Below are 20,701 nucleotides of genomic sequence, written 5' to 3'. Positions count from 1 at the left end.
CGAGCCAATCATGAAAAAGAATACGCGCTCCACACCAGACACACGGGCTGAATCGCTGCTAGAGGGACGTTTGCACGATCCTTTCGGCTATTTGGGTTTGCACAAAGAGCAGGGTGGTTATGTGCTGCGTTCTTTCAACCCCTACGCCGACGAGGTGTGGCTGGAGACGGAAGCGGGCAGTGAGCCATTGCAGCGTATCCGCCCCGAGGGGCTGTTCGAGTGGCGGGGCAAGGCCGAACCTAAGCGCCCTTGTCGCTTGCGCATCAAATCCCATGAAGGTGAGCGCGAGGTCTATGACCCCTACACCTTCGCTCCGCAAATCTCTAGTTTTGATCTACACCTGTTCAACGAAGGTCGCCTGCATCAGGGCTATCGCGTGTTGGGGTCGCATCCGGCCCAAGTCGATGGCGTGATCGGTGTGCGTTTCGCTGTTTGGGCGCCGAACGCCGAGCGCGTCAGCGTGGTGGGTGAGTTCAATCGTTGGGACGGGCGCGTGAACCCAATGTCGGTGCATGGCAGCAGCGGCGTGTGGGAATTGTTCCTGCCTGAGCTGACGACCGGTGCGCTGTACCGCTACGAGATCCGCAATACCACGGGCAACCTGCTAGTCAAGATCGACCCGTACGCCCACGAATTCGAGGTGCGCCCAGGCAATGCCGCGCGCGCCGGGGCGAAACTGTCGCATCTGTGGAAAGACACAGGCTGGTTGGATAAGCGCGCCAAGCTGGATTGGCTGCATGCGCCGATGAATATCTACGAGATCCATGCTGGATCGTGGAAGCGCCATCCCGATGGCCGTTTCTATAGCTATCGCGAGTTGGCCGATCAATTGGTGCCTTACTTGCAGGATATGGCGTATACCCATGTCGAGTTGCTGCCGGTCTCTGAGCATCCGCTGGATGAATCTTGGGGTTACCAGTGCACCGGTTATTTCGCCGCCAGCAGCCGTTTCGGCTCGCCGGATGATTTGGCTTACTTCATCGATACCTGCCATCAGGCCGATATCGGCGTGCTGCTGGACTGGGTTCCCGCGCACTTCCCGCAGGACAGTTTTGCGCTGGCTCGCTACGACGGCACAGCGCTGTACGAACACGAAGACCCACGTCTGGGCTTCCATCAGGATTGGGGTACGCACATCTTCAACTTTGGGCGCAACGAAGTGAAGAGTTTCCTGCTTTCCAGCGCCCATTACTGGCTGTCTGAATTCCATTTCGACGGTCTGCGCGTAGATGCGGTCGCTTCCATGTTGTACCTCGATTACTCGCGCAAACAGGGTGAGTGGATACCGAACAAGTACGGCGGACGCGAGAATCTCGATGCGATGGCTTTCCTGCGTGAGCTCAACATCATGGTGCATGACAGCTTCCCCGGCGCGCTGACGGTAGCGGAAGAATCGACCTCGTGGCCTGCGGTGTCGCGTCCGGTGTATCTAGGCGGACTCGGTTTCTCGATGAAGTGGAACATGGGCTGGATGAACGACACGCTGAGTTTTATTCAGCATGATCCGATCTATCGTCGCTACCATTTCAATCAGCTTACCTTCGGCCAGCTCTACGCCTATTCAGAGAATTTCGTGCTGCCGTTCTCGCATGACGAAGTAGTGCATGGCAAGAGTTCGTTGCTGGGCAAGATGCCCGGCGATGCTTGGCAGAAGTTCGCGAACTTGCGCTTGCTTTTGGCTTATCAGGCGGCCAGCCCCGGCAAAAAGCTTAACTTCATGGGCAACGAACTTGGGCAGGGTCACGAATGGCGTTCAAGCTGGGAGGTGGATTGGTGGCAACTTGGACAGAGCTATCACCAGGGCATACAGAATCTGTCGCGAGATCTGAATCGTTTGTACCGTGATCTGCCGGCGCTACATGGCTTGGATTTCGAGCAGGAAGGCTTTGGCTGGATCGACTGTCAGGATGCAGATCGTTCGCTGATGTCATTCCAGCGGCGCGGACGCAACGGCGAGGTGGTGGTGGTGGTGATGAACTTCACGCCTGTCCCGCATCACAATTTCCGCCAAGGTCTGCCGTTAGGTGGTGCATGGCGTGAGATTTTGAATAGCGATTCGCAGTATTATGGCGGCGGCAACGTGGGTAATGGCGGCGAGTTGTATGCTGAAGAGATGCCATGGATGGGCCAATCCCATTCCGCCAGGTTTGAATTGCCACCGCTGGCCTGTATCATTTTGCAACCGGTGTGACTTTTTATGGTGGGGCCGTAAATGCTGCCCCGATACTACAAGGGAAATCAATATGACCGAAAATACCAAACCCGCTGAAACTGTTGCCAAGAAACCACGTGCCAAGAAGGCCGTTGTTACTCCTGAGGCGGCGCCCGTTCAAGTGCCTGCCGCTGAAGCCGCTCCGGTAAAGAAGCCACGGGCTACCAAGGCGAAGGTGGCTGAGTCAAGTGAAGCCAAGCCCGCCGCTAAGCCACGCAAGGCTGCGGCGAAGAAGTCGGAAAAGCAGCAGGTTACGCCTAGTCAGCGTCACGAGATGGTGTCGATGGCGGCCTATTTCATTGCAGAGCGTCGCGGCTTTATGACCGGTTACGAGCATGAAGACTGGGTCGCGGCCGAGCGTGAGATCGATGTTCGTATCGAACTGATCTAGTTTCAAGTTGAAGCGTGACTTCGGGCGAGCGGGAGGTGCATCGCTCGAAGTGTTTTACTGGTTGTTGCTGCGAACATTGTACTGCCTATCCTAACGAGAAGACCCATGTCGAACCTGACTCAATCCCCCGCGTGGCAAGCGCTGCTTGCCCATCAATCGCAGATCAGCAACCAGACTATGCGCGAGATGTTCGCGGCTGATGCGGATCGCTTCGACACGTTCTCCCTTCAGCTTGATGGTCTGCTGTTTGACTACTCCAAGAATCGCATTAGTGCAGAGACGCTCAAGCTGCTGCTCGATCTGGCGCGCCAGTCTGATCTTTCTGGCTGGATCGCCCGCATGTTCGGTGGCGAAAAGATTAATGCCAGTGAGAATCGCGCCGTTCTGCACACTGCCTTGCGAGCGCCGCGTGATGCCGTGGTGATGGTGGATGGCAAAAACGTGATGCCAGATGTACATCGCGTACTCGACCATCTGCGTCGATACACCGAGGCTGTACGTAGGGGTGAGTTGTGTGGTCATACCGGCAAGCCTTTGCGTCATATCGTCAACATCGGCATCGGTGGCTCTGCGCTTGGCCCCATGATGGTGTGCGAAACGCTCAAGCCTTATGGGCATCCAGAAATGCGGGCGCATTTCGTGTCTAACGTGGATGCCACTGACTTGGTGGAAACGCTCAAGCTGCTGGATGCCGAGACGACGCTGTTCATCGTTAGCTCCAAAACATTTACCACGCAGGAAACCTTGACCAATGCGCGCACTGCACGCGCTTGGTTGGTGGAAAAATTGGGCTGTGAGGAAGCGGTAGCCAAGCACTTTGCTGCCGTCTCTACCAACCTTAAGGCAACTAGCGAATTTGGTATCAATCCCGATAACGTGTTTGAATTCTGGGATTGGGTCGGTGGGCGCTACTCGCTGTGGTCGGCTATCGGCCTGCCCATTGCTTTGTATGTGGGCATGGATAACTTCGAGCGTTTGCTGGCGGGCGCGCATGCGATGGACGTGCATTTCCGCGATGCGCCATTCGAACGCAATATGCCGGTCATACTCGGCATGCTGGGTGTGTGGTACGGCAACTTCTTCGGTACCGGCTCCTACGCTGTATTGCCCTACGACCAATATCTGCATCGCTTGCCCGCCTATCTGCAACAACTGGAGATGGAGAGCAACGGCAAGAGCGTGGATCGCGAAGGTCAGCCGGTAGATTACGACACCCATTTCACCGTATGGGGCGAGGCGGGAACCAATGGTCAGCACTCGTTCTACCAGTTGATCCACCAAGGTACGCGCATGATCCCGGCAGACTTCCTTGCCCCGATCCGCAGCCACAACCCAGTGGGCGATCATCACGCCATGTTGTTGTCCAACTGCTTCGCCCAAACTGAGGCGCTGATGCTGGGTAAAACCGAAGCCGAAGCCCGCGCCGAATTAGTTGCTCAGGGCATGAGCGGCGAAGCATTAGAAAAACTGCTACCGTTCAAGGTGTTCCCCGGCAATCGTCCGACCAACACCTTCCTGTTCGACCTGCTCGACCCCTACACGCTGGGAATGCTGATCGCCCTTTACGAGCACAAGATCTACGTGCAGAGCGTGGTGTGGAACATCAACGCCTTCGATCAGTGGGGTGTCGAATTCGGCAAACAGCTCGCAGGGAAGCTGCTGCCCGAGTTGCAAGGCAAGCAGCCTCTATCTGTCCATGACGCCTCGACGATCAATCTCATGCAGCGCTGCTTGGGCTGAGCTGCACTCGGCACGATGCGTGCTAAGCTGGCTAATTCACGAGCAACAAGTGCTTTCCCATTCGTCCTGCTCTGTTATAATCCGCGCCCTCGGGGCGTAGCGCAGCCTGGTAGCGTACATGCATGGGGTGCATGTGGTCGGAGGTTCAAATCCTCTCGCCCCGACCAGTAAAATCAACGGCTTATCGTTTATTCGGTAGGTCGTTTTTCTTTGTGGCGGGCGGTCATCAAAAAATGTGCCCAATAATGTGCCCAATGATTTTGGTGGTTAGGCATGACGCATAGACCGCTTGCTAGTAAGTCGTGCAATTTTTCTAGCACTTGATCTAGTTCCTACCTTGAGTGTCTTTCCACTGTCCAGCCGTTGCCTATGATGCACCTCCAATAGCTTGTTAGCGTGTCGCGGGTGTTGGTAATTGGTTAGAGATTCGCCTTGCATATTCTTTCAACTGCTTCTTGCTCATATCAAGCCACCTTCAGCACTCAGCCGTCGTAATGAAAGAGGCACGCGATCACCACTAACTCGGTATCCGTTACTTGATACACCAGTCGGTTGGTGTCGTCGATACGCTTTGACCATAAGCCGGATAAATCACCTCTCAGCGGTTCAGGCTTGCCGATACCTCCGAAGGGTTCGCGGAGGGTGTCATTTAGCAGCGCATTGATCCGGCGCAAGGTCTTTTTGTCCTGCCCCTGCCAATAGAGATAATCACCCCACGCGGAAGGGGTGAAGGTCAGCAGGCGCGGCATCAGTCGGGCAACAGTTCGCGAGGTTGTGCACGGCCTTCGCGGTATTCTTGAATGGAGCGGGCAAGGTGGGCGGCATTGGCTGGGTTGCTGGTAAGGTGCAGGGTTTCCATGATGCTGTTGTAACTGTCCAGCGACATTACCACGGCATCGCCTTCGGCATCGCGGCGGCTAATGATGGTTACATCGGCATCTTGCACTACGCTATCCAAAACCGATTTCAGCGAATTGCGCGCATGGGAGTAGGTCACGACTTTCATTTTTCGCCTCACTTGATCATTAAGTTGTTCAAGTATAGGGTGCGGGGCGGTCTATGGCAATGCCGCTCATTGTGATTGGGTAGTCAGTTCGGCGATCTCGGCTTCTTCGTCAGCTGGGATCAGCAATATGGGTTTGCTGGAGGTGTTATTTAGGCGGGGTGAGTTGTTTCGGTTGGCATTGGGGTCAAGCTCAAAACCCAAGAATCTCAGCGGGTCACAGATCAGAGCGCGAACAGCGGCAGAATGTTCGCCGATGCCACCGGTGAACACCAGTGCATCTATGCCTCCGGCTTTGGCGGCGTAGCTGCCGATCGCGGCGCGTACTTGGCGGGCGTAGTACTCGACGGCGAAGCGGGCATCGACACTGTTGCTTTTTGCCAACTCAGACATTTCGCTGGACTCGCCTTGCGAGAGCGCCAGCAAGCCCATCTTGCGGTACGTCAGTTTTGATAACTCTTCAACATCAAAGCGTTGCGCTAGCTCCAGCATCACGCCGGGGTCGAGGTCGCCGCTGCGCGTGCCCATCACGATGCCGCCGGCTGGGGTGTAACCCATGCTGGTATCGACCGAGCGTAGGTTCTCTAGCAGACACAGGCTGGAGCCGCTGCCGAGGTGGGCGACGACGACGGGGCCATGCGCGATTTCGCCCAAGAGTGAGGGCAACTGCCGAGCGATATGTGCGTAATTGAGGCCGTGAAAGCCGTAGCGGCGTAATCCTAATTCGTTGGGAATGGGCAGGCGGTACGCGAGTTCGGGCAGTGTGGCGTGGAAGGCCGTGTCAAAGCAGGCGATTTGCGGTACGTCGAAGTGCTGCGCGCACAAATCGACTCCCAATAGATTGCCCGGCAGGTGTAGCGGTGCGAGATGGGTGATGCTTTCCAAGCGCGTGCGCTCTTGGCTGTCGATCAGTCTAGCGGCATCGGTGATGTCGCCGCCGTGGACGAAGCGATGGCCGATGGCGCGGGGCTGATGTCCAGCCAAGTCACGCAGCAGCGCGGCGAACGCGGCAGCGTGATCTTTGAACTCGCCCGAGCCAATACGCTCGTAGCGAAAGTTCAGCCGCGTCCCGTCCGACTGGAACAGGCTCGCCTTGAGACTGGACGAGCCGCTGTTGACCGTTAATACGGCCATGTCCAGTCGTTGGCTTCCGGCAAGTCCACCCCGTGCTCGTAAGCGTAGTTGCAGCACTCGATCTGCTTGTCGCGCAGTCTGTCTTTGACATGCGCTCCCGCGACTTGCAGTGATGGGATGCGGTCGATCACATCGATGGCCAAGCTGTAACGGTCGATCTGGTTCTGGATGGCCAGTTCCAGTGGCGTATTGATGCTGCCTTTTTCCTTGTAGCCGCGCACGTGCCAATTTTTGTGGTTGCTACGACGATAGGCGAGGCGGTGGATCAGCCAAGGGTAGCCGTGGAAGTTGAAGATCACGGGCTTGTCGAGGGTGAACAGGCTGTCGAAATCGCGCTCGTGTAAGCCATGTGGATGCTCGATGTTAGGTGTCAGCTTGTACAGATCGACCACGTTGATGAAACGTATCTTGAGCGATGGGAAGTGCTCACGCAGCAGCACGACCGCAGCCAGCGCTTCCTTGGTCGGGATATCGCCGGCACTGGCGATCACGACATCGGGCTCGCAGCCGTCATCGTTGCTGGCCCATTCCCAGATGCCGATGCCTTTGGTGCAATGGGCGATCGCGGCATCCATATCCAAAAATTGCAGGTGCTTTTGCTTGTCGCACACGATCACATTGATGAGGTCGGTGCTGGTCAGGCATTGCTGAGAGATCGCCAGCAGCGTGTTCACGTCGGGCGGCAGATAGATGCGTGTCACCTCAGGACTTTTGTTCACCACCACATCGAGGAAGCCGGGATCTTGGTGTGTGAAACCGTTGTGATCCTGCCGCCATACGGTGGAGGTGATAAGCAGGTTTAGCGACGAAACTGGCGCGCGCCAAGATACGGCCTTGGACATATCCAACCACTTGGCATGTTGGTTGAACATCGAGTCGATGACGTGGACGAAGGCTTCGTAAGTGGAGAAGAAACCGTGGCGGCCGGTGAGCAGATAACCTTCCAGCCAGCCTTCCAGTGTGTGTTCGGACAGCATTTCCATCACGCGGCCATCCGGCGAGAGTTCACCGCCGTCGGCATCTTCCGGCAGGTAGTCCGCCATCCATACTTTCTTGCTGACTTCGTAGATGTTGTCGAGCTTGTTGGAGGCGTTCTCGTCCGGGCCGAATACGCGGAAGTTGTGCATGTTCTGCGCCATGATGTCGCGCAGGAACTTGCCCAGCGGGCGGGTGTTTTCTGCGGATGCCTTGCCGGGGCCGGCCAGAGTTGCAGCATACTGACGATAATCAGGCATGCGCAGAGCCTTGCGTAGCAAGCCACCGTTGGCATGCGGATTCGCGCTCATGCGGCGGCTGCCTTGGGGGGCAAGTGCCTTTAGTTCTGGGCGCAAGCGCCCCGTTTCGTCGAACAACTCTTCAGGTTTGTAGCTCTTCAACCATGATTGCAGCTGTGCCAGCCGTTCCGGCTTGCTGCGGACTTCGCCCATAGGTACCTGATGTGAGCGCCAGTAACCTTCGACCTTGTGTCCGTCCACTTCTTTCGGGCCGGTCCAGCCTTTGGGCGAGCGCAGCACGATCATCGGCCAACGCGGACGGACGGGAATGCCGGAACTGCGCGCTTCCGTCTGAATGCGGCGAATCTCCAGCAGGCACTGCTCCATCGTGATCGCCATAGCGCGGTGCATGGTGGCAGGGTCACTGCCTTCGACGAAATAGGGCGTCCAGCCGTAACCTTTGAACAGGTTCTCCAGCTCTTCGTGCGAGATGCGCGAGAGCAGGGTGGGGTTGTTGATCTTGTAGCCGTTCAGATGCAGGATGGGCAGCACTGCGCCATCGCGGATCGGGTTGAGGAATTTATTGGAGTGCCAGGCGGTGGCCAGCGGGCCAGTCTCGGCCTCGCCGTCGCCGACCATCACCGTCACTAGCAGATCAGGGTTGTCGAAGGCCGCGCCGAACGCGTGCGAGATGCTATAACCCAGTTCGCCACCTTCATGGATGGAGCCCGGTGTTTCCGGCGTGCAATGGCTGCCGATGCCGCCGGGGAATGAGAAATCCTTGAAGAATTGGCGCAAGCCATCTTCATCTTCGCCTTTGTTTGGATAGACTTCGCTGTAGGTGCCCTCTAGATAGGTCGGAGCCAATACGCCCGGTGCGCCGTGACCTGGGCCGGCGAGAAAGATCGCGCTCTGGTCATATTTGTTGATGAGCCGGTTCATGTGGACGTAAGCGAAGCTCAAGCCGGGGCTGGCACCCCAGTGTCCTAACAAGCGTTGCTTGATGTGCTCAGGTTTGAGCGGCTCTTTCAGTAGCGGGTTGTCACGCAGGTAAATCATGCCCGCAGCCAGATAATTGCAAGCGCGCCAGTAGGCGTCGATGGAGTTCAGTTCCTGTTCGGAAGGGGATAATACTTGAGCGCTCATGTGAGAGTCTCCTTGGGTTAGATGTGGCAAATAGTAACACTTCAGTATGGCAAAACCCTTACAATCGCCGCCGAAAAACGCTCTATGAGCGGCTGCTTTTCGAGTGTGCAAGTCTCCTAATTTTCAATCTGAAAGCCTAAGTCCATCATGTGGTTCAAGAATCTCCAACTCTATCGTCTTTCTCGTTTTGACCTAACCCCCGCCGCATTTGCCACCGCACTGGCGGAGCATACTTTGGAGGAAACCGGCGGCAGTATGGATATGCAACGTCTCGGTTGGGTGCCGCCCAAAGGTGAGAACGAGCCGTTCGTGCATCAATACGGCGAGCAGATGCTGTTCGCGTTGGGTGTGGAAAAGAAATTGTTGCCCACTACGGTCGTCAACCAGTTCGCCAAAGCGCGCGCGCAGGAGATCGAAGAGCAGCAAGGTTACAAGCCCGGTCGTAAGCAGATGAAGCAGATCAAGGAGGCGATGACGGACGAGCTATTGCCGCGTGCCTTCGCCCTGCGCCGCAGCACACGTGTTTGGATCGACCCGACCGGACAGTGGTTGGTGGTTGATGCGGCCAGTGTCGCCAAGGCTGATGAGGTGGTGGAGATGTTGCTCAAACACGTCGAAGGCATCGCCTTTTCAATGCTCAAAACCCAACTTTCACCGACCACGGCGATGACCGAATGGCTGCTGGGCGGCGAAGCGCCTACCGGTTTTACACTGGACGATGATTACGAGTTGCGTGGCGTTGGTGAGGGCAAGTCCAGTGTGCGCTACACCAAGCACACGCCGGATGCCGACGAGATACGTAAGCACGTTGAGTCTGGCAAGCAAGTCAGTCGTCTTGCCCTGACTTGGAACGATCGCGTGTCCTTCGTGTTGGACGAGAATCTGCAACTGAAACGCTTAGCGCCGCTGGATGTCATCGCCGAGCAAGCAGATGCCGATGATGATGTTTTCGACTCCGATTTTGCCTTGATGACAGGTGAGGTCTCCAAGCTGCTGACGGACCTTGTGGCGGCACTGGGTGGAGAAGTCGTAGTCTCCTGAGTTCGAGCCCCCTAGGGCACAACCTCAGCTAGTGCGTTTCAGTAGCGTTACTTTGTGGTCATCAGCGTTAGAATGCGAGACATGCACGGTAAGCTATCCGTATGGACACTCTAAATCTTCTGCTCACTCTGGCTGTGGCGCTCGTCCTTGTTTTGGGTGCCTTGAGTCTGCGTCTTATGCGCCTCACGCGTGAGCTTCGCGCAAGTGAGGAGCGCTGGAAGTTCGCGCTTGAAGGTGCGGGTGATGGTGTCTGGGATTGGAATGTGCCCGATGATACGGTTGTATTCTCAACACGCTACAAGGCGATGGTGGGTTATACCGATGCGGAAATCGCGGCCAATCAAGAGGCTTGGCTGAAGCGTATCCATCCTGATGATCGCGTCAAAGTGGATGAAGATATTCACGCCTATCTGGAGGGACGGACTCAGACCTATTGTAACGAACACCGCGTGATATGTAAGGATGGCAGTATCAAATGGGTACTGGCACGCGGCATGATCGTCAGCCGGCTGCCCGATGGACAGCCGCTACGCATGATAGGTACGCACGCGGATATAACTGATCGCAAGGATATGGAAGAGCGGATGCGCCATCTGGCGAATTACGATCCGCTGACCGAGCTGCCGAATCGCTCGCTCATCACCGATCGCCTTCGGCAAGCCGTGATCAAAGCTCGGCGAGACAAGGCGCACTTGGCGGTGATGTTTCTAGACTTGGATAAGTTCAAACCCGTGAATGACAGCTTAGGTCATGACATGGGCGATTTGCTGTTGAAGCAAGTCGCATCGCGGTTACTTTCCAGCGTACGCGCTTCGGATACGGTTGCGCGTATCGGCGGCGACGAATTTGTTGTGCTTCTGACGACTGTCGAGCAAGAGCGAGATGCCATTCTCGTAGCAGAGAAGATATTGCAAGCGCTGAAGCTGCCCTTTGATTTGGTCGGGCACCGAGTCGAGCTTTCTGGGAGCATAGGCATCGCCGCCTATCCCGAGCATGGCGATAACGAAAAGTTACTGCTGATCAATGCCGATATTGCGATGTATCACGCAAAACGGGCGGGCAGGAACGACTATCAGATCTTTGCGTACAACATGCGTAGTGAGGATTCTGGTGTCTGACGTTTTCCTTCTATTTCCTGCTTGACTGCGGCACTAGGGTCTCGCGGTTTTTGCGGGGGGAGCTGGGTCATTTTGCTTGACGAATATTCGGCGGATGCGTTCTACTTCGCAGTCGCGCCCGCCTTGGATATGGGGCAGGTCTATTGAGGAGCCCATGTGTCACTCGTAATGATCGTGATGGTTTTGTTGGTTTGCCTAGGCTTGGCGATATTTCGCATCTCGGTGCAAAGTTGGCTACTGGCGGCATTGGTGTTGGTGTTTATCGTCGCTAGCGCAAGCCGTATCTCACCCGCAGCACTTCAAATCATCTACTTCGTTCTCGGTACGATCATTGCCGTCATCGGTGTGCCGCAGCTGCGGCGCAGGCTGGTGAGCGGGCCGATGCTGCGTTTGTTCCGTAAATTGCTTCCCCCCATTTCCGCGACCGAGCAGGTGGCGTTGGATGCGGGCACGGTCTGGTGGGAAGGCGATCTGTTCAATGGCTTGCCCGATTGGGATAAGTTGTTAGCCATTCCCAAACCCGAGTTGAGCCCGGCAGAGCAATCGTTTCTGGATAAGCAAGTGACGCAACTCTGCTCCATGCTCGACGACTGGGACATCACGCATCAGCGCCGCGATTTGCCGCCAGAAGTCTGGCAGTTCCTCAAAGACCAAGGTTTCTTCAGCCTCATCATCCCCAAGGAATATGGCGGCCTACAGTTTTCGGCGCAGGCGCACTCGGCCATCATCGCCAAAGTCGCCTCGCGTAGTTGGTCGGCTGCGGTGACGGTGATGGTGCCGAATTCGCTGGGTCCGGCTGAATTGTTGCTGCATTACGGCACAGATGAGCAGAAGCAGAAATACTTGCGCCGACTCGCCACCGGCAAGGAAATTCCTTGCTTTGCTTTGACGGGACCATTCGCTGGCTCGGATGCCGGCGCTATCCCAGATACGGGCGTGGTCTGTCGCGCCAATTTCGGTAAACAGAAAAACGTGCTCGGCATTCGCCTCAACTGGGAAAAACGCTACATCACCTTGGCGCCCGTGGCGACACTGCTGGGTCTGGCGTTCAAGCTGTACGACCCAGAAAAACTGCTGGGCGGCGAGGTGGATCGTGGCATCACACTGGCGCTGATTCCGACCGACACACCGGGTGTGGAGATCGGGCGGCGGCATAATCCGCTGGACGCGGCGTTCCTGAATGGTCCGACCGTAGGCCGCGATGTGTTCATCCCGCTGGAGCAGGTCATTGGCGGGGTCGATCGGGTGGGGCAGGGCTGGCGTATGTTGATGGAGTGTCTGGCGGCGGGGCGGGCGATTTCCCTGCCAGCCAGCGCGACCGGCGGCATGAAGTTGGCGGCGCGTACTAGCGGTGCTTACGCCCGCGTGCGCAAACAGTTCAAGCTGCCCATCGGCAAATTCGAGGGGATCGAGGAGGCCCTGGCGCGCATCGCTGGTCACACCTATATGATCGATAGCGCGCGGCAGCTAACGGCAAGCGCGGTCGATTTGGGCGAGAAGCCTTCGGTGGTTTCGGCCATCGTCAAATACCACGCTACCGAGCGCGGGCGCAGTGTCATCAACGATGCGATGGATGTACATGGCGGCAAGGGAATCTGCCTGGGGCCGAATAATTACTTGGGGCGTAGCTACCAGCAAGCACCCATCGCCATCACGGTAGAGGGTGCGAACATTCTGACGCGCAGTCTGATGATCTTTGGTCAGGGCGTGGTGCGCTCCCATCCTTACGTACTCAAAGAAATGTCGGCCACGCATCTGAGCGATCCTGAACGTGCGTTGAATTACTTTGATCTCGCCTTGTTCGGGCACATCAGTTTCGCCTTGAGCAATGCGGCGCGCTCCTTCTTGTTCGGCCTGACTGATGGCTGGATCGTGCCGGTTCCTAGGCGGCGTGAGACTTTTCGCTATTTTCAGAAGCTAACTCGTTTTTCGTCAGCTTTTGCGCTGATGTCTGATGTGGTGATGCTGGCGTTTGGCGGCGGACTGAAGCGTCACGAGAAGATCTCTGGGCGCATGGGCGACGTGCTGAGCCAGCTCTATCTGGCTTCGGCCGCACTCAAGCGATTCGAGGACGATGGTCGTCCTGCGGAGGATATGCCCTTGCTGGACTGGGCAGTCAGCGATGCGCTGTACCGTATCCAGCAGGCGTTGGACGGAGTGCTGGCAAATCTTCCGCTCTACTTGCGCTGGCCGCTGCGAGCGCTGGTGTTTCCGTATGGTCTGCGTCTTCGTCCGCCGTCGGATATGTCCACCCATCAACTTGCGATCCTATTGATGCAGCCGGGTGCGGTTCGTGATCGGCTTACCGCCGGCATTTATCTGCCTCAGGATGAGCAGGAGGCAGTGGGTGCGTTGGAAGCTGCATTGGAAAGTGCGTTACGTTGCGAAGCGGCGTATGCCACGTTGGAAAGTGCGATGCGCGAGGGGAAGTTGACGTTGCATCAGGAATTGGAGCGGATACAGGAAGCACAGGAAAAAGGCGTGATCAGCGCCGAGGAGGGGGCGATGCTGGAGCGTGACTATGCCCTGCGTCGTAAGGTCATCATGGTGGATGATTTCGCTACGTTGAACTAGGGTTTAGGCCCAAGGGGAAGATATGCAGAACAAAATAGAGCTCGACGTGATCGAGCCGGAATCGGTGAGTTCCTTGCATGGTTTGTTCGTGGAGCGGGTGCGTCGCTCGCCTGATTTGGGCGCATATCGCTATTTCGATGCTCCGCGCAATGAGTGGCAAGCGTTGACGTGGGCGCAGATGGCGGAGCAGACGGCACGCTGGCAGGCTGCGCTCATCGGCGAAAGACTGAATCCCGGCGACCGAGTGGGGATCATGCTACGTAATTGTCCGCAATGGATCATGTTTGACCAAGCGGCGCTGTCCTTGGGGCTGGTGGTGGTGCCGCTCTATACGGTGGATCGGCCGGACAGTGTCGCTTATATCACCCAAGACTCAGGGATGCGTGTGTTGTTGATCGAGACCCGCGAGCAATGGCAAGCTTTACGGGGCGTGGCTGGGCACATGGAGACGGTGCAGCGTTTCGTCAGCCTAGATACGTTTGCAGACGAGAGTGAACCGCGCTTGACCTCGGCTAGCACATGGCTGCCAACTCAAGCAGCTTTGCAGCCGGAACCGTCGTGTGATGTCCATGCCTTGGCGACGATCATGTACACGTCGGGTACGACCGGAAAACCCAAAGGCGTGATGCTGTCACATCGCAATATCCTGGCTAATGCGCGCAGGGCTCAAGACTTTCGATGTCCGTCCAGATGACTGCATGCTTTCTTTCCTGCCCTTATCTCACGCGTTTGAGCGCACGGCGGGTTATTACCTGAACGTGATGGCGGGCGGACAGGTAGCCTTTGCTCGCTCGATCTCGCATTTGGCTGATGACTTGCAGTTGATCCATCCGACGATACTGGTGTCGGTGCCGCGTATCTTTGAGCGTATCCACGGCGGCATACGCGCAAAGCTGGAGCAGGTGTCTTCTACTCGGCGTAAGTTGTTCGAGCTGACGCTAGAGGTTGGCTGGTTGCATTTCGAGCATGCACAAGGCCGCGCTACTTGGCATCCGAAACTACTGTTGTGGCCACTACTCAAGAAACTGGTTGCCGATAAGGTGATGACGAAATTAGGGGGTGAGTTGCGTCTAGCCATCAGTGGCGGTGCCGCGCTGCCGCCGACGATCGCCCGGTTCTTCATTTCTCTTGGTTTGAATATATTGCAAGGTTATGGCTTGACCGAAACTAGCCCTGTCGTCAGTGTGAATCTGACACAAAGCAATTTCCCGGAAAGCGTGGGGCCACCTTTACCTAGTGTGGAAGTGCGGATCGGTGATCAGAGTGCACTGATGGTGCGTGGGCCGAGCGTGATGTTAGGGTACTGGAATAATGTTGAGGCAACGCGCAGCATGATTGCTGAGGATGGTTGGCTGAACACGGGAGATACGGCACGTATTTCGGAGACAGGCCACATCTATATTACGGGCAGATTGAAAGAGATCATCGTTTTGTCTAATGGCGAGAAGGTGCCTCCCGGTGATATGGAGTTCGCCATCATGCACGATCCGTTGTTCGAGCAGGTGATGGTGCTGGGCGAGGGTAAAGCGTTCCTCGTGGCATTGGCCGTGGTGAATGCTGATGCTTGGCGGCAGTTTGCTGTTGAGGTCGGGATTCAGCCTGATATGCCGGAGTCATTGCAGGATGCTCGGGTAGAGCAAAAGGCGTTGGCACGTATCACACGCCAGATCCATGAGTTCCCAGGCTATGCCAAGATTCGGCGAGTATTGTTACTGAAAGAGCCGTGGACTATCGAGGGCGGACAGCTCACGCCAACGCTCAAGTTGCGCCGTAATCGCGTAGTGGCTCAGTATGAGGATGAGCTCCATAGGCTCTACGGTGAAAATAGTAGAAGAATGGATCGTCTTTAGTGCTAAAGAACTGCGTCATAATGTCGATAGGTGACCGTGAGTGGCGTTTTGCCCCTTCGTCGATAACGAGTCAAGGTGTCTATGAGTTTGCTCGGTAATCCAAAATTTGAAGAGTTCAAAGCCAAGGGGCATCTCCCCTCGCCTAAAGGCGTGGCGTTGCAGGTGGTTCGACTGACTCAGCAGGAGGAGGTGAGTAGCCAGCAGATCGCTCATGTCATTAAGGCTGACCCCGCACTCTCCGGGCGACTTATCAAGGCTGCAAATGCGCTGATGGTTTATAACACTCGCCCAGTAGTGGCGGTGAGCGATGCCGTGACGGTGCTTGGTATCAATATGGTACGTCAGTTGGCGCTGGGTTTTTCGCTGGTGGCAGATTCGCGCGAAGGATACTGCAAGCGTTTTGATTACACAGGATTCTGGGCGCAGTCGTTGCTGACGGCCATCGCTGCGCAACATTTGATTCGGCACAAAGGCATCGGCTCGGGCGAGGAGATATTCATCCTTGGTTTGCTTGGGCAAGTCGGGCGCTTGGCTTTGGCTACGATCTATCCCGAAGACTACGCCGAGTTGCTCGCAAAAGCATCCGAAGACGATAGTGTGGATATCGCAGCGCGTGAGCAATCGAAGTTTGGCTTTGATCATTGTCAGTTGACGCAAGCGATGTTGGCCGACTGGGGGATGCCACGCTCGTTCCAAGATGTGGCGCTGCTGCATGAGCATCCTGAAGAAGCCCACTTTGCCGAAGGCAGTCGCGACTGGAAACTGCTGAATGTGATGCATATTGCCTCCGAATTGGCGGCAGTGTGTATGGCGCCTACTCAGCGGCGGCGCAAGATGGTGCCTCATCTGATGTTGATGGCAGCGCGTTGGGGCGTTGAAACCGAGATGCTGATCGAGTTGGGTGATGGCGTCATACGCGGTTGGGCGGAGTGGGGGCGCTTGTTGGAGATACGTGGTGTTGAGTTCCCGCCGTTCTCTGAATTGCTGCGGGCGACGCAGTTGTTACCTGGGACAATGGATGTGCCAGCTATGACCAGTGGCACCGCGCAATTCTTCAAGTTGCGTATCCTGCTGGTGGACGATGATCGCACCATCCTGTTATTGCTTAAGACGATGCTGTCCAATGCCGGACATGAGGTGGAAACGGCGCGCAATGGTGTCGAAGCGCTGGCGATGGTGGAGAAGATTACACCGCAACTCATTATCAGCGATTGGATGATGCCGGAGATGGACGGCATCGCTTTCTGCCGGAAGCTGCGTGAAAATCCAGCATGGCGCAGTATCTACGTTTTCATCGTCACTGCGCAGGAAAGTGTGGATAGGCTGGTCGAGGCATTCGAGGCGGGCGTGGATGATTACCTGACCAAGCCGATCAATAGCAAAGTGCTGGGCGCTCGTTTGCGCGCCGGTCAGCGCGTGGTGCAACTCCAGGAAGAGTTGGCCTTCGATCGTCAGCAGCTTCGTGAATTCGCTGAGGAGTTGGCGACATCCAATCATCGCTTGCAGCAACTAGCGCTAACCGATGTGCTGACTGGCTTGCCCAATCGTCGTTATGCCATAGATCGCATGGATCAGGAGTGGGCTCTGTCGAAACGAGTGCAGCGCCCTCTGTCTTGCATGATGGTAGATATTGATCGCTTCAAATCGATTAACGATACTTTTGGCCATAAGGTCGGTGACGAAGCGCTGAAGCACGTGGTGCATGCATTGCGTTCGTCATCGCGCAAGCAGGATGTGATCTGTCGTTTGGGGGGGGAAGAGTTTCTCGTGATCTGCCCCGACACCTCGCTCGAACAGGCATGGCAGCAAGCCGAACGCCTGCGTCAGCAAGTCGAAGCGCTCAAGCTGAATACGGCAGGCAAGCAGATACAGATGACAGTTAGCATAGGCGTGTCGAGCAATGCCGATACCGAGATACTTAGCCCAGATATGCTGATGCAACAGGCTGATCGCCGTCTTTATGCCGCCAAGTCTGCAGGTCGAAATCGTACGGTCAGCGACTGAACTACCACCTCCATACCGCGTGGCGCTACACTATCTGTACACATGTTGGCGAGCTTGATTCTGCACGTCGCTGGTCAGGTGATAGGCTGGACTTTCGTTGAGTCGCCCCCTAATATCCGCCAGATGAAAAATACCCCCGTTTACCTGATGCAAGTTGCCCAATTGAAAGGCTTGTTGGCATGATGCCCATCATCTTGCTGACGGATGCGATGGTCTTTCTGCTGATCGCAGTTGGCGTGACCGGTGCGATTTCGATACGCCGCCGTCCGCATCTGCTATTGCCTTGGCAGCGAGTTGCTCAAAGTGGCGTCGGTATGGTGTCGCTGCTGGTGCTCTCTCTGTTTCTGGTGGTTGGTTTCCTCGACTCGCTCCATTATCGGACGGCACTGCCGGAGAAGAATGGCGGCCAAACCATCTATTCGCCAGAAGTGCTGAGCGCATTTGATGCCGTAGTGAGTGGGTTGCGCAGTCATACCGAGAAGACATACTCAGCGCCGCTGGCCGCCTATTTGTACTCAAAGGAAAGCTTTGAGACGGCCGATGGCAAGGTCTTGCGCGATTATCCGCGCTTGAAATATGGTGGCGCACATCTGAGTGATCCGCAGCACGATTTGGTCGGCGATGTGGTTCAGCGCGCAACGGTGGGCGCCGCACTGGGATTGCTGGCTGGAGGATTGTTGATCCTAGCGATCAGGCCCTTTATCCGAGGCCAGTGGCGTGCCACACTCGTGGCGATGTTGCTCACCGTCGCTTCGATAGGCGCAGTTGTCAGTCTTGCTAATGTCTATCACATCTTCGGCACCGATAAGGTTGGTCAGGATGTGCTCTATCTTTCCCTGAAGAGCATTCGCACGGGCTTGGTGATCGGCACGGTCACTACCTTGGTGATGTTGCCGTTCGCGCTTTTTTTAGGCGTGGCGGCGGGCTATTTCAGGGGCTGGGCTGACGATTTGATCCAGTATATTTATACGGTGTTGAGCTCCATTCCCGGCGTGTTGCTGATCGCGGCGGCGGTGCTGATGATGCAGATGGTGATCGAGCAGCATGCTGATTGGTTCGATACTGCGGCTGCGCGTGCCGATGTTCGCCTGCTCTGCCTGTGTTTGATTTTGGGCGTGACTAGCTGGACCAGTTTATGTCGCTTGCTGCGCGGCGAGACACTCAAGCTGCGTGAGTTGGAGTATATCCAGGCGGCGCAAGCCTTTGGCGTGTCCTCGTTTCGCATCTTGACTCGCCACATCGTGCCCAACGTGATGCACATCGTACTTATTTCAGTGGTGATGGATTTTTCCGGTCTAGTGCTGGCCGAGGCGGTGTTGTCCTACGTCGGCGTGGGCGTTGATCCTGCTACCATCAGCTTCGGCACCATGATCAATGCCGCACGCATGGAGATGGGGCGTGAGCCCATGGTGTGGTGGACGCTGGCAGCCGCGTTCAGCTTCATGTTGGTGCTGGTGCTTTCTGCCAATTTGTTCGCCGATGCGGTGCGGGATGCTTTCGATCCGCGTCTGAACCGAACCTCATGAGTTTCAACTGCGATATTTTTTGTGCTGTGGTGGATAACTACGGCGACATCGGCGTGTGTTGGCGACTAGCGAAGAATCTCAGCGCCGAGGGGTTGACGGTGCGGTTGTGGGTGGATGATCTGGCGAGTTTCGGCAAGCTTTGCCCCGAGCTGGATGTCGCTTGTGAGCAGCAGCATTGTCGGGAGATCGAAGTGCGGCGCTGGTCGTCCCACTTCCACGATGCCTTACCTGCCCAGCTGGTCATTGAAGCTTTTGCCTGTGAGCTGCCGCCGAGCTATGTTGTTGCAATGGCGGCGCAATCGGAGCCACCGCTGTGGGTCAACCTGGAATATCTCTCGGCTGAAGATTGGGTCGAAGGCTGTCACGGATTGCCCTCGCCGCATCCGACCTTGCCGCTCACCAAACATTTCTTCTTTCCCGGCTTCACGCCGAAGACCGGTGGGCTGTTGCTGGAGCGCGACCTGCTGGCGCGGCGCGATGTCTTTCAGTGCGACCCGCAGACCCTCGCCGACTACTGGCAGTCGCTTGGTCTGACTGCGCCGCAGCCGGATGAATTGCGTATCTCACTGTTCGGTTACGAGAACGCCGCCGTGGGCGAACTGTTGCAAGTTTGGAGCGCAAGCGCCACACCCATCACTTGCCTCGTGCCGGCGGGGCGCATCCTGCCGCACGTGGCGCAGTTCTTCGGTTCAGACGAAGGTGCGGCGGGGCAAGGCTGGCAGCGCGGCAATCTGTGCGTGGCGGTACTACCCTTCGTCGAGCAGGAGCGCTACGACTACTTGTTGTGGGCGTGTGACGTGAATTTCGTGCGCGGAGAGGATTCCTGCGTGCGAGCGCAGTGGGCGGCGAAGCCTTTCATCTGGCAAATCTATCCGCAGCACGATGGTGTGCATCTGGATAAGTTGCAGGCGCTGGCGGCGCGTTACAGTGCGGGCTTGTCGCCAGAAGCGGCAGGGGTGCTGATGCAGTTGTGGCAATCATGGAATGATGAGCATGGCGTGGCGCTGGCTTGGGGGCGATTCGCTGCGCAGCGCGAGGAGCTGGCGCGGCATGCTGCGTGCTGGTCCAAGCAGTTGGCGGGCAACAATCTGGCTTTGAATTTGCTGGATTTTTGCCGTAATAAGGGTAGAATGCGCGCCTTCGAATTTAGCCCCTTAAAACCTTTTCAAGGACAGACGAAATGAAGATCGCACAGGAATTGCGCGCGGGTAACGTGGTGATGGTCAACAACCAGCCGCTGGTGGTGCAGAAGGCTGAATACAGCCGTTCTGGCCGTAATGGCTCGGTAGTGAAGATGAAGTTCAAGAACCTGTTGACTGATGCGCCTAGCGAAGCGGTTTACAAGGCCGACGATAAGTTCGATCAAGTCATCCTTGATAAGAAGGAATGTACCTACTCCTACTTCGCCGATCCGATGTATGTGTTCATGGACGAAGAATACAACCAGTACGAAGTCGAAAAGGACAACGTCGGTGATGCGCTGAACTTCCTGGTGGACGGCATGGAAGACAAGTGCGAAGTGACTTTCTACGATGGCAAGGCCATCTCTGTGGAATTGCCCACCACCATCGTGCGTGAGATCGAGTACACCGAGCCAGCCGTACGTGGCGATACCTCTGGCAAGGTGATGAAGCCTGCCAAGTTGAAGGGCTCTGGCTTTGAGTTGCCCGTGGCTGCTTTCATCGACATTGGCGACAAGATCGAGATCGATACCCGCACTGGTGAGTTCAAGAAACGCGCGTAAGCAC

The 20,701-nt window shown here is 56.4% G+C and carries 16 protein-coding genes and 1 tRNA gene; 13 read left to right on the top strand and 4 right to left on the bottom strand.

Annotation, left to right across the window (positions count from 1 at the left end; translation table 11 throughout):
* The first annotated feature begins 10 nt into the window (after positions 1 to 10).
* The 4 genes from glgB to OYT1_RS10040 all read left to right on the top strand — a co-directional run bounded on the left by glgB (position 11) and on the right by OYT1_RS10040 (position 4,510).
* On the top strand, positions 11 to 2,191 hold the full coding sequence (gene glgB, locus OYT1_RS10055) for a 1,4-alpha-glucan branching protein GlgB (RefSeq protein WP_062626233.1): 2,181 nt from the start codon (positions 11 to 13) through the stop codon (positions 2,189 to 2,191).
* Between the two features lie 52 nt (positions 2,192 to 2,243).
* Positions 2,244 to 2,603 carry a DUF2934 domain-containing protein gene (locus tag OYT1_RS10050; protein WP_084611945.1) on the top strand — a complete coding sequence of 120 codons (360 nt, stop codon included), beginning with the start codon at positions 2,244 to 2,246 and terminating at the stop codon, positions 2,601 to 2,603.
* 105 nt (positions 2,604 to 2,708) lie between these two features.
* On the top strand, positions 2,709 to 4,343 hold the full coding sequence (gene pgi, locus OYT1_RS10045) for a glucose-6-phosphate isomerase (RefSeq protein WP_062626232.1): 1,635 nt from the start codon (positions 2,709 to 2,711) through the stop codon (positions 4,341 to 4,343).
* A 90-nt stretch (positions 4,344 to 4,433) separates the two neighbouring features.
* A tRNA-Pro gene (locus OYT1_RS10040) sits at positions 4,434 to 4,510 on the top strand.
* A 315-nt stretch (positions 4,511 to 4,825) separates the two neighbouring features.
* Here OYT1_RS10040 and OYT1_RS10035 read toward each other — a convergent pair.
* The 4 genes from OYT1_RS10035 to OYT1_RS10020 all read right to left on the bottom strand — a co-directional run bounded on the left by OYT1_RS10035 (position 4,826) and on the right by OYT1_RS10020 (position 8,840).
* On the bottom strand, positions 4,826 to 5,092 hold the full coding sequence (locus OYT1_RS10035; protein ID WP_062626231.1) for a Txe/YoeB family addiction module toxin: 267 nt from the start codon (positions 5,090 to 5,092) through the stop codon (positions 4,826 to 4,828).
* The gene (locus tag OYT1_RS10030; RefSeq protein ID WP_062626230.1) at positions 5,092 to 5,349 is read right to left on the bottom strand and encodes a type II toxin-antitoxin system Phd/YefM family antitoxin; all 258 of its coding nucleotides are present in this window, start codon (positions 5,347 to 5,349) and stop codon (positions 5,092 to 5,094) included. Before OYT1_RS10030 ends, OYT1_RS10035 begins: the two co-directional genes overlap by 1 nt.
* A gap of 66 nt (positions 5,350 to 5,415) precedes the next feature.
* The gene (locus OYT1_RS10025) at positions 5,416 to 6,480 is read right to left on the bottom strand and encodes an acetate/propionate family kinase (protein WP_062626229.1); all 1,065 of its coding nucleotides are present in this window, start codon (positions 6,478 to 6,480) and stop codon (positions 5,416 to 5,418) included.
* Positions 6,468 to 8,840, bottom strand: a complete 2,373-nt coding sequence (locus tag OYT1_RS10020) for a phosphoketolase family protein (protein WP_062626228.1) — start codon at positions 8,838 to 8,840, stop codon at positions 6,468 to 6,470. The genes OYT1_RS10025 and OYT1_RS10020 overlap by 13 nt, the downstream gene beginning before the upstream one ends.
* A gap of 147 nt (positions 8,841 to 8,987) precedes the next feature.
* On the opposite strand from OYT1_RS10020, the gene OYT1_RS10015 reads away from it, so the two are divergent.
* The 9 genes from OYT1_RS10015 to efp all read left to right on the top strand — a co-directional run bounded on the left by OYT1_RS10015 (position 8,988) and on the right by efp (position 20,697).
* Positions 8,988 to 9,881, top strand: a complete 894-nt coding sequence (locus tag OYT1_RS10015) for a recombination-associated protein RdgC (RefSeq protein WP_062626227.1) — start codon at positions 8,988 to 8,990, stop codon at positions 9,879 to 9,881.
* 101 nt (positions 9,882 to 9,982) lie between these two features.
* Positions 9,983 to 10,999 (top strand): sensor domain-containing diguanylate cyclase, encoded by a 1,017-nt coding sequence (locus OYT1_RS10010; protein ID WP_062626226.1) that lies wholly within the window; start codon positions 9,983 to 9,985, stop codon positions 10,997 to 10,999.
* A gap of 168 nt (positions 11,000 to 11,167) precedes the next feature.
* Positions 11,168 to 13,573, top strand: coding sequence for an acyl-CoA dehydrogenase (locus OYT1_RS10005; protein ID WP_084611944.1), 2,406 nt, complete (start codon positions 11,168 to 11,170; stop codon positions 13,571 to 13,573).
* A 22-nt stretch (positions 13,574 to 13,595) separates the two neighbouring features.
* The gene (locus OYT1_RS14025) at positions 13,596 to 14,267 is read left to right on the top strand and encodes an AMP-binding protein (protein WP_331838566.1); all 672 of its coding nucleotides are present in this window, start codon (positions 13,596 to 13,598) and stop codon (positions 14,265 to 14,267) included.
* A 4-nt stretch (positions 14,268 to 14,271) separates the two neighbouring features.
* Entirely contained in the window at positions 14,272 to 15,423 is a 1,152-nt protein-coding gene (locus OYT1_RS14020) for an AMP-dependent synthetase/ligase (protein ID WP_331838565.1), read from the top strand.
* 81 nt (positions 15,424 to 15,504) lie between these two features.
* Positions 15,505 to 17,427: a diguanylate cyclase gene (locus OYT1_RS09995; RefSeq protein ID WP_062626225.1), complete on the top strand. Its 1,923-nt coding sequence runs from the start codon at positions 15,505 to 15,507 to the stop codon at positions 17,425 to 17,427.
* 179 nt (positions 17,428 to 17,606) lie between these two features.
* Positions 17,607 to 18,953, top strand: a complete 1,347-nt coding sequence (locus tag OYT1_RS09990; protein WP_062626224.1) for an ABC transporter permease — start codon at positions 17,607 to 17,609, stop codon at positions 18,951 to 18,953.
* Positions 18,950 to 20,137, top strand: a complete 1,188-nt coding sequence (gene earP / locus OYT1_RS09985; protein WP_062626223.1) for an elongation factor P maturation arginine rhamnosyltransferase EarP — start codon at positions 18,950 to 18,952, stop codon at positions 20,135 to 20,137. Before OYT1_RS09990 ends, earP begins: the two co-directional genes overlap by 4 nt.
* On the top strand, positions 20,134 to 20,697 hold the full coding sequence (gene efp, locus OYT1_RS09980) for an elongation factor P (RefSeq protein WP_062626222.1): 564 nt from the start codon (positions 20,134 to 20,136) through the stop codon (positions 20,695 to 20,697). The genes earP and efp overlap by 4 nt, the downstream gene beginning before the upstream one ends.
* The last annotated feature ends 4 nt before the right edge of the window (positions 20,698 to 20,701 follow it).

Source organism: Ferriphaselus amnicola, from assembly GCF_000974685.2.
Classification (GTDB): Bacteria; Pseudomonadota; Gammaproteobacteria; order Burkholderiales; family Gallionellaceae; genus Ferriphaselus; species Ferriphaselus amnicola.
The sequence above is the reverse complement of the archived record's forward strand: the minus strand, read 5'-3'. Positions and strand labels throughout refer to the sequence as shown.

Bases quoted from the DNA above. Each gene is read 5' to 3' on its own strand.
- OYT1_RS10035 (WP_062626231.1), bottom strand. From the start codon at position 5,092: ATGCCGCGCCTGCTGACCTTCACCCCTTCCGCGTGGGGTGATTATCTC.
- OYT1_RS10010 (WP_062626226.1), top strand. From the start codon at position 9,983: ATGGACACTCTAAATCTTCTGCTCACTCTGGCTGTGGCGCTCGTCCTT.
- OYT1_RS09990 (WP_062626224.1), top strand. From the start codon at position 17,607: ATGATGCCCATCATCTTGCTGACGGATGCGATGGTCTTTCTGCTGATC.
- OYT1_RS10015 (WP_062626227.1), top strand. From the start codon at position 8,988: ATGTGGTTCAAGAATCTCCAACTCTATCGTCTTTCTCGTTTTGACCTA.
- OYT1_RS10030 (WP_062626230.1), bottom strand. From the start codon at position 5,349: ATGAAAGTCGTGACCTACTCCCATGCGCGCAATTCGCTGAAATCGGTT.
- OYT1_RS14020 (WP_331838565.1), top strand. From the start codon at position 14,272: ATGCTTTCTTTCCTGCCCTTATCTCACGCGTTTGAGCGCACGGCGGGT.
- OYT1_RS09995 (WP_062626225.1), top strand. From the start codon at position 15,505: ATGAGTTTGCTCGGTAATCCAAAATTTGAAGAGTTCAAAGCCAAGGGG.
- earP (WP_062626223.1), top strand. From the start codon at position 18,950: ATGAGTTTCAACTGCGATATTTTTTGTGCTGTGGTGGATAACTACGGC.
- OYT1_RS10020 (WP_062626228.1), bottom strand. From the start codon at position 8,840: ATGAGCGCTCAAGTATTATCCCCTTCCGAACAGGAACTGAACTCCATC.
- efp (WP_062626222.1), top strand. From the start codon at position 20,134: ATGAAGATCGCACAGGAATTGCGCGCGGGTAACGTGGTGATGGTCAAC.
- OYT1_RS10050 (WP_084611945.1), top strand. From the start codon at position 2,244: ATGACCGAAAATACCAAACCCGCTGAAACTGTTGCCAAGAAACCACGT.
- OYT1_RS14025 (WP_331838566.1), top strand. From the start codon at position 13,596: ATGCAGAACAAAATAGAGCTCGACGTGATCGAGCCGGAATCGGTGAGT.
- OYT1_RS10025 (WP_062626229.1), bottom strand. From the start codon at position 6,480: ATGGCCGTATTAACGGTCAACAGCGGCTCGTCCAGTCTCAAGGCGAGC.
- glgB (WP_062626233.1), top strand. From the start codon at position 11: ATGAAAAAGAATACGCGCTCCACACCAGACACACGGGCTGAATCGCTG.
- pgi (WP_062626232.1), top strand. From the start codon at position 2,709: ATGTCGAACCTGACTCAATCCCCCGCGTGGCAAGCGCTGCTTGCCCAT.
- OYT1_RS10005 (WP_084611944.1), top strand. From the start codon at position 11,168: ATGATCGTGATGGTTTTGTTGGTTTGCCTAGGCTTGGCGATATTTCGC.